10 protein-coding genes and 4 pseudogenes are annotated in these 7,678 nt (G+C 68.2%); 10 read left to right on the forward strand and 4 right to left on the reverse strand.

Annotated elements, in window-relative coordinates:
• A pseudogene (locus tag E1288_RS45535) lies at positions 1-159 on the forward strand (IS701 family transposase); the annotation flags it as partial.
• A gap of 281 nt (positions 160-440) precedes the next feature.
• Here E1288_RS45535 and E1288_RS45540 read toward each other — a convergent pair.
• A complete protein-coding gene (locus tag E1288_RS45540) occupies positions 441-770 on the reverse strand; it encodes a transposase (RefSeq protein ID WP_165968631.1) in 330 nt (109 codons plus the stop codon).
• Positions 771-932: 162 nt separating this feature from the next.
• Entirely contained in the window at positions 933-1,598 is a 666-nt protein-coding gene (locus tag E1288_RS45545; protein ID WP_132495481.1) for a transposase, read from the reverse strand.
• Between the two features lie 155 nt (positions 1,599-1,753).
• Between E1288_RS45545 and E1288_RS50675 the strand changes: the two are divergent.
• The 3 genes and pseudogenes from E1288_RS50675 to E1288_RS49615 form a co-directional block, all read left to right on the forward strand.
• Positions 1,754-1,822, forward strand: a pseudogene (locus E1288_RS50675) (hypothetical protein); the annotation flags it as partial.
• Between the two features lie 329 nt (positions 1,823-2,151).
• On the forward strand, positions 2,152-2,760 hold the full coding sequence (locus E1288_RS45555) for an FAD-dependent monooxygenase (protein WP_235884283.1): 609 nt from the start codon (positions 2,152-2,154) through the stop codon (positions 2,758-2,760).
• Complete coding sequence (locus tag E1288_RS49615) at positions 2,757-3,014, forward strand: hypothetical protein (protein WP_235884284.1); 258 nt, start codon at positions 2,757-2,759, stop codon at positions 3,012-3,014. The genes E1288_RS45555 and E1288_RS49615 overlap by 4 nt, the downstream gene beginning before the upstream one ends.
• A gap of 162 nt (positions 3,015-3,176) precedes the next feature.
• Here E1288_RS49615 and E1288_RS45560 read toward each other — a convergent pair whose 3' ends face one another.
• Positions 3,177-4,100: a LysR family transcriptional regulator gene (locus E1288_RS45560; RefSeq protein WP_132495483.1), complete on the reverse strand. Its 924-nt coding sequence runs from the start codon at positions 4,098-4,100 to the stop codon at positions 3,177-3,179.
• 151 nt (positions 4,101-4,251) lie between these two features.
• Between E1288_RS45560 and E1288_RS45565 the strand changes: the two genes are divergently transcribed.
• The 6 genes and pseudogenes from E1288_RS45565 to E1288_RS49620 all read left to right on the forward strand — a co-directional run.
• On the forward strand, positions 4,252-4,851 hold the full coding sequence (locus tag E1288_RS45565) for a hypothetical protein (RefSeq protein ID WP_132495485.1): 600 nt from the start codon (positions 4,252-4,254) through the stop codon (positions 4,849-4,851).
• A pseudogene (locus E1288_RS45570) lies at positions 4,848-5,347 on the forward strand (SDR family NAD(P)-dependent oxidoreductase). The gene E1288_RS45565 and the pseudogene E1288_RS45570 overlap by 4 nt, the downstream one beginning before the upstream one ends.
• A gap of 158 nt (positions 5,348-5,505) precedes the next feature.
• Positions 5,506-5,904 carry a hypothetical protein gene (locus E1288_RS45575; protein WP_235884285.1) on the forward strand — a complete coding sequence of 133 codons (399 nt, stop codon included), beginning with the start codon at positions 5,506-5,508 and terminating at the stop codon, positions 5,902-5,904.
• 294 nt (positions 5,905-6,198) lie between these two features.
• Entirely contained in the window at positions 6,199-6,564 is a 366-nt protein-coding gene (locus E1288_RS45585; RefSeq protein WP_235884286.1) for an integrase, read from the forward strand.
• 96 nt (positions 6,565-6,660) lie between these two features.
• The gene (locus E1288_RS45590; protein ID WP_235884287.1) at positions 6,661-7,029 is read left to right on the forward strand and encodes a hypothetical protein; all 369 of its coding nucleotides are present in this window, start codon (positions 6,661-6,663) and stop codon (positions 7,027-7,029) included.
• 7 nt (positions 7,030-7,036) lie between these two features.
• Positions 7,037-7,111 (forward strand): annotated as a pseudogene (locus E1288_RS49620) (integrase core domain-containing protein); the annotation flags it as partial.
• Between the two features lie 100 nt (positions 7,112-7,211).
• Here the strand turns inward: E1288_RS49620 and E1288_RS45595 are convergent.
• Positions 7,212-7,469 carry a transposase gene (locus tag E1288_RS45595; RefSeq protein WP_235884288.1) on the reverse strand — a complete coding sequence of 86 codons (258 nt, stop codon included), beginning with the start codon at positions 7,467-7,469 and terminating at the stop codon, positions 7,212-7,214.
• Positions 7,470-7,678 lie beyond the last annotated feature (209 nt).

Raw genomic sequence — 7,678 nt, forward strand, 5'->3', positions numbered from 1 at the left:
ATCGAACACGACTACCGCGAACTCAAACACGCCCTCGGCCTGGATCACTTCGAAGGACGCTCCTACACCGGCTGGCACCGACACGTCACCCTCACCGTCCTCGCTCAAGCCTTCTGCACCCTGCTCCACCTGGACCCAAAAGCGGATGCGCCGGCCTGACCATCTACGCCGTTCTCCGCGAACTGCAACGACTCCTCGTCGTCATGGCCGGCGCATGCCACATCTGCAAGGACCCCTTCAACAACACGAGTTAACAAAGCACTACTAGGTGGCTGGTGTCGAACGGGTGTGTCGAGGGCTTGGGCAGGCCGGGATCGCGTGGCCGCGGTCGCCGCAACGGTGACGGGCTGGCTGCCCGGTCTACCCCTCAACTCGCAGGCTGAGGCCCGGAAGCGGTGCGCTGGACAACTGTGCGACTGTGCGGAACCGGCCGGGATCACTCACCCGGTGGCGACCGCCCGTCCACCGGCTCCGTAGGCCGCCCCGAGCACGGCCAACCGGGCCAGGTTGACCGCAGCGGCCAGCAGACCGAAGTCGGCGGCCACCTTCACCTGTCCGCGCACCCGAGCGCGGCGCCCACCGTGACGCCGCCGCATCACGTGCCCGATCTTGCGTTCCACCTTCGGGCGGGTGGCCCGGTAGTCGGCTTTCCAGACCGGATCAGCCTGCCGGGCACGCCCGGCGGCCAAATGCGCCTCATACGGGCTGATGCGGATCGTCCGCCCGCTTTCGCGCGGGTGCACGCCCTGCGCAACGGGCAGTCCGCGCACGCGGCACCGAACTCGGCGGTCCCGGCGTGGCGGCCACCGTGCGTGCGGATGCCCGCGACGACACCGGCTTGGCAGGTCACCGTCTGCGCCTGCAGGTCGATGGTGAAGCTGTCCTTGCCGTAATGGCCGGTCACCCGCGCCGGTGGCTGCACCTTGAGTCCGTTATGGACACCGCTGTTGTCCAGCCGCGCCAACAATTTCCCCCGCGCCGTAGGCCGCATCTCCATACACAGCAGGACGATCTTCGGCTTCGGTCGGCAGGATGTCCGCCAGAAGCTCCTCAGCGACCTCGGCGTCACCACTGTTACCAGGTGTCACCACCGTCGCGGTAATGATCTCGGAATCCGGATCGACCGCGACATGCCGCTTGTAGCCATCAAAACCACGGGCCGCCGTCTTGTGGCCGTGGCGGGCTTCGGGATCGACGGTCGAGATGACCCGGTCGGCCGCCACCTTGCGGGCGATTCGCAATGCCCCGTCGCCTTCGTCAGTCAGGTCCTGGCCCAGCACCGTGGCCAGCAGACGCGCGGCCTTGTCCACTCCTTCGGCAAGTTCCACGCCGTCCAGCAGAGTAAGCATCGCGAACCCGTCCCGGGCCCGGGAATCGATCAATTCGTCGCGGGCGGCCGCATCGTCCCAGTCGATCTGCGGTTTCCCCACGCTCGCATAGTCGTCCCCAGACGTGACCACCGCACGCAACCGAGCGGCCAGTTCACCATCAGCGACGGCCAGCAGACCGCGGATCGCAGAGCGGACCAGGGTGATGGTGTCCATCGTCGCGACCGCGTCATAGAGCGGGGGCGAGTCCAGCACCCGCTTGCGGCCCACTAACCCGGCCGCCTTCGCCGAGGAGACGAAGGGCCGGACGCTCGAAGAGGCTTCCCCGTGACCGGCCCGCTGCGCGTGGTCCTGCTCGGCACCGCGGCCGGACCACACCCGGCGCCGGGCAGGGCTGCTCGAACGCGGTCGCCGTCGGCGGGCGAGTGTATCTGGTCGAGGCGGGCTACGGGACGCTCGGCAAGTACCTCGCCGCCGGACTGTCCCTGCGCGATCTCGCCGCGGTGTTCGTGACTCACCTGCATTCCGACCACGTCGCCGAGCTGTTCACCCTCTTCCTGCTCGGCTGGGGCCCCGCCAACCAAGGCATCGTCGATCCCGTCCTGGTCTACGGCCCCGGCCCGGACCCGGCCGAATCCGGTCCGCCCGCAGCGGGCACAGCGGCACTGGCAGCGGGTAACCTGGCTGCGTTCGGGCAGGACATCGCGGTACGGCAGCGGACCAGCGAGCGCCCGCCGCTGGCCAGCCTGATCGAGGCTGCCGACCTCGAGGCGGCACCGGGCGCCACGACGTTGTCAGCCTCACCGGGTGAAGGAGCTGAGCTGTGCCCGAAATCGCGATCGTCGGCGGCGGAATCGGCGGATTGGCCGCCGCTGTCGCCTTGCGGAAAGCCGGGTTCTCCCCGGTGGTGCACGAACAAGCCGCGGGCTTCGGCCGCGTCGGCGCCGACATCAACCTCACCCCGAACGCCGTCCGCGCCCTCGACGGCCTCGGCGTTGGCGACGAGCTGCGCGAAACCGCGGCGCGGCCGAAATACCGGATCAGTCGCACCTGGGACACCGGAGAGGAGACTTCCCGGCTGCCGATGGGTGACGAGGCCGAACGTCGCTACGGTTCGCCCCAGCTGACCATGCACCGCGCGGACCTGCTGTCCGCATTGGAACGAGCGCTGCCCGACGACGTGGTCCACTTGGGACACAAGCTGACCGGACTGTCCACAACAGACCGAGTCGAACTGGACTTCGCTTCGGCCACCGCTTCCGCCGACGTCGTCGTGGGCGCGGACGGAATCCACTCGGCCGTGCGCACCGCGACCCGGAGTTCACCGGCGTGGTCGCGTACCGCGCAGTGCTGCCCGCGGGCTCGGTGGAGGTGCCGAACCTCGACTGCTTCACCAAATGGTGGGGCCCGGCCCCGGACACGCAGCTGGTGACCTTCCCGCTCAACCGCGGCAACGAGGTGTTCGTCTTCGCCACGACCCGCCAAAGCCATTGGCGGCACGAATCGTGGACGACTCCGGGCGACGTGGCTGAACTGCGCGAGGCGTACCGCGGCTTCCACCCCGAGGCCCGCGCGCTGCTGGACGCGTGCGATTCGGTGCTGCAGTCGGCGCTGTACGTACGCGACCCGCTGCCGACGTGGTCGTCCGGCCCGGTGACCTTGCTGGGCGACGCGTGTACCCGATGATGCCGTTCATGGCGGTTCTTCCGCAGCTGAGCCCGTCGAGCGACGCCACGTCGACCGCGCGTCGCACGACCGCCTGCCGCGCGCCAGCCTGGTCCGCCCGGATCCGCCGGTGGACTTTGCCGACGGGCGGATCCTCTTCGGCCTGGTCGACGGCGGGGTGGCTCACCGGATCTTCGAGGCCCTCTGAGCCTCCTGGCCGGATGCGGTGCGGAGCTCGCCTGCCGTCCGCCGCAACGCCGTCACGAGCGGCGAAGCGTCGTCGGCGCGGGTGCACAGCGAGACCGGGCACGGTTCAGCGTCCGAAACCGGGACGAACACGACCTCCGGATGCCGGTATCCCTCGGTCACGAAGCTGCCGGTGATGACGATTCCCTGATCCGCCGCGACGGCCTCGAGCATTTCGTCCATGGTGCGGACCGACGGGCCGTAGCGGACGGGGACGCCGCTGGGCCGGGGATCGCAGGCCCACCACCGGACCCAGGCCGGATCGGCCTCGTCGGCGGCGAGATGGGTTTCGCCGTCGAGGTCGGCGAGCCCGACCGACTCCCGCCCGGCGAGCCGATGCGTGCCGGGCAGCGCCACGACCCGCGGCTCCTCGTGCAGGACGTCGAGCCGGAGCCCGGTCGGATCGGCGATCGGCGGCCGGACGACCGAGGCGTCCACGGTGCCGTCCCGCACCGCGGAGGCCTGCTGCGGCCACGGCAGTTCGATCAGGCGGACCGACAGACCGGGCACCTCGCGACGCAGTTCGTCGGTCACCCGCCGGATCCGCGGGCCCGCGGCGTTCATGAACCCGATCCGCAGCGTGGCGGCGAGTTCCCGGCGGTAAGCCTCGACGGCGGCGACGGCCCGGTCGGCCGCAGCCAGCGCGTCGCGCGCCTCGGCGAGGAACCGGCGTCCGGCGGACGTCGGGCGGACCGGATGGGCGGAACGGTCGAGCAGATCGGCGCCGAGCGAGCGCTCCAGCTTCCGGATCTGCTGGCTCAGCGCCGGAGCGCTGACGTAGAGCCGGTCCGCGGCCCGGCCGAAGTGCCCTTCGTCGACGACCGCGACGAGGTACCGCACCAGGTGCAAGTTGAGGTCCACGCCGACTCCTCTCGCCGATCCGCCCGACTCTAATACCTTGACCGGCGGGGTTAACCGATCCGTTAACGCCGCCGCCGATCTGTGTCCTGGTCCGCCCGTAGCGCCCCGCTGAGGATGAGAGCCCCTGAACCGACTCGACGAGGAGCCACCGGTGAGCCGTTACGAACACGACTTCCAGACCATGTTCGCCGACCTGGAAAAGCAGATCGCGCAGATCGACAACCCGCGCCGCCGGGCGATCCTGAAGAACTACCGGCGGCACGCGCTGCTGGAGGTTTCCGGCCGGTACGAGGAACTGCTGTCCCCGGACATGACCGTGGAGCACCCGCACTACCGCATCCACGAGGGCGGCACGTCGACGATCCTGGACGGGATGGCCGAGGTGAAGGCTTTCTACCAGTCGCTGGTCGAGGCGAACGCCGTGGTGATGTGGGTGAACAACCAGGACATTTCGGTCAACGACACCGGATTCTCCGGCGAACTGGAGTTCTTCGAGTTCGTGCCGGAGGCGATGCTGGGCGGCGAGACCGTTTTCGGCTCGGTCCAGTCCGGCGTCCCCGGCGAGGTGTACCTGCTAAAGCGCACGCTCGCGTTCCACTGGCCGTACGACGAGCGGTGCCGGTTGATCGGCGAGCACGTGTACGAGGACATCGCGTCCCGCGAGATCACGAAGCCCGATCCGGCCGACGTCATCAGCCCGGCGCGCGCGGCCGAACTGCTCGCGCCGGAGATCGACAAGGTGCTGCCGTGAGCGTCGCACTGGTCACCGGCGCCGCGGGCAGGATCGGCGCTGCGGTCGCCGAGCGGTTGGCGCAGGAACACGCGGTGTTGCTCACTGACGTCGATCCCGTCCGCCTCGCTGCAGTGTCGGCGAAGCTGTTCGCGGACGGCGCTGCCGTCGCGCATGCCGTCTGCGATGTCAGCGAGCGGTCTTCGGTGCAGGCGGCTTTCGATGCCGCCGAAGAACAGCTCGGCGAGATCACCGCGGTAGCCAATGTCGCGGGAATCGGCGGAGTGCTGACCGAACTCACGGAATTGTCGGAAAAGACTGGGATCGCACGTTCGCGGTCAATACGCGAGGAACGTTCCTGGTCTGGCAGGAATTCGTCCGCCGCCGCGCGGGACGGCCGGGCGCGATCGTCGCCGTCGGTTCGATCGGAGCCCGGCTCGGCATGGACACGATCGCCGACTACGGCGCGTCGAAGGCCGCGGTGATCGAGCTGGTCCACGCGGTGGCGCGGTCATGACCTGACCGGCCGGATGTCCGCCGTCCGGGTGATCCCCGGAACCGCGACGGCAACTATGCCGTCACACGTCCGACTTCGCCGGATACGGATGCCGGGGCCCGGACGGCTGACATACTGGTGCGCGCGTCCGCGAGGACGCTCGCAGGGGGTGGACTGGGGTGAGTTCGCACCGAGTATCGGACTGGGCGGACGTCCGAGCGCTGCACAAGCAGCAGTCCAAGGAGGCGGACCGGTCAGGCAAGCCGAAGACCGCGGACTCGGCGCACGACCTGTCCGGCGCGGGGACCGCCGAGATCGTCGCCGACACCGGGATCATCGAACTCGAGCCGGCCAAGATCGCTGCCGCGGACGCGGAACTGGCGAAACCCCACGACGAGCTCGCCGGCTATCTCGAGCAGGCCAAGCTGCTCGCGCATCCGCTGAAGGATGGCACCAGCCCGGTCGCCGCGCACCTGCGAAAAGCCTTTGGCATCCGAGGATCGGCCGACGGCGGCGTGCAGACGATCCTCCGACAGTACCTCGACGAACTGGCATCGCTGCGCTTGACCAGGGGGTGACCGTACGACGCGGCCAGGGCTATACCCTGCGGGTCAGCGCCACGGCCTCCGTTCACCACGGGCTCCTCGCCCGCTGCCAGCCCCTCGACGGCAACCCGGTCGTCCCGGCGCAGCGCAAGGCCCGCCGCGAGTATGAGAACCGCGTCAGCACCCTTACGGCGCCCGCATCGGTCACGTACGGATGAGCGTCGCTTCCTCCGCCGCGTAGACGGCCTGTGGGGTTCCACAAGTCGGTCCACGTGCTGCGACCTGCACCTTTCGGCACCCCCGGCAGACAGAGCATGATCGCGGGTCATGTCACTACGCCTGCTTTACCTGATCTTCGTGCGGATTGCGGGCTGGCTGTGGCTACTTTGCCGCTCGTCGGCGTCCAAGGACGTTGAACTCCTGGTGCTGCGCCATGAGGTGGCCGTGCTGCGCAGAACCAACCCGAAACCCCGGATGAACTGGGCCGACCGGGCGGTCTTCGCCGCGCTGATCCGGTTGCTGCCGAAGGTGCTGCGGGCCCACCGATTGATTACCCCGGGCACGGTCCTGCGCTGGCATCGCCGCTTGCTAACCAGGAAGTGGACGTACGTACCCGAACCACACCGGGTGCCCGCCCGTCGATCACGCTATCGCCGTGTTGATCGAGCGAATGGCCAGAGAAATCACACCTAGGGATACAAGAGAATCCAGGGTGAACTGCTCAGGCTCGGCTACCGAGTGGGTGCCTCGACGATCCGCCGCGTTCTCAAACGAGTGCGCATCCCACCGGTGCCACTCCGGTGCACGGATACGACCTGGCGGCAGTTCCTGCGCACCCAGACGTCCACCAGGCTGGCATGCGACTTCTTCCACGTCGACTGCGCGGTCACCCTCAAACGGATCTACGTATTCTTCGTACTGGGAGTCGGCAGCCGGTACGTGCACCTGCTGGGCGCGACCACCAACCCAGATGGGACGTGGACCACTCAGCAAGTCCGCAACCTGCTGATGGACCTCGGCGATGACGTCACCGAATTCCGATTCCTCATACGGGGCCGGGCCGGCCAGTTCACCGCGTCGTTCGATGCGGTCCTCGCCGATGTAGGCATCCGCGTAGTCAAGACCCCCGCGCTGCCCGCGGGCGAACTGTTTTGCTGAATGGTTCGTGCGCACTGTCCGAGCCGAACTCACCGACCGCCTGTTGATCTTTGATGAACGGCACCTGCGTGCGGTGCTCGCGGACTACGTCCGGCACTACAACGGCCGCCGACCGCACCGCGCCCGCGAACTCCGCCCACCACGACCAAGCCTGCCCTTGCCGAAAATCCCATCCGTAGAAGTCATGCTGCGCGGTGGTATTCGTGGACGATGCCACCGAGCCGGTCGTGTCGACGTATGTCGAGGGGTTCGAGTTGCTTCGGATCGGCGACTGACGTGGGCAAGGGGCGCAGGGGACGGGCGTTCGCGATGCCTCGGTGAGGCCGGTGGGTGTTGTAGAACTGTTCGAACTCACGCAGGGCGTGGAGCAGGTGCCGCTGGTTCCAGATCAAGGTGCGGTCCAGCAGTTCGCGTCGGCACGTCTGTACCCACCTTTCCATGATGAGTTCATTCTCGGCATCTGGACGCCGCTGAGCACGACCTCAATCCTTGTATCCGACAGGACGGTATCGAATAGGGCGGACAAATAAGGGCCTCCGCAGCTGCGGAGGCCCTTGCCGGAACGCTAGCTCGAGTTTGACGAGCGTCTTTCGCACTGCTGAACTCCGCCTGCTCCAGAACTTCCGGCAGAGCTCAGGACTACGAACGT

The sequence above is a fragment of the Saccharopolyspora elongata genome (assembly GCF_004348985.1).
GTDB lineage: Bacteria > Actinomycetota > Actinomycetes > Mycobacteriales > Pseudonocardiaceae > Saccharopolyspora > Saccharopolyspora elongata.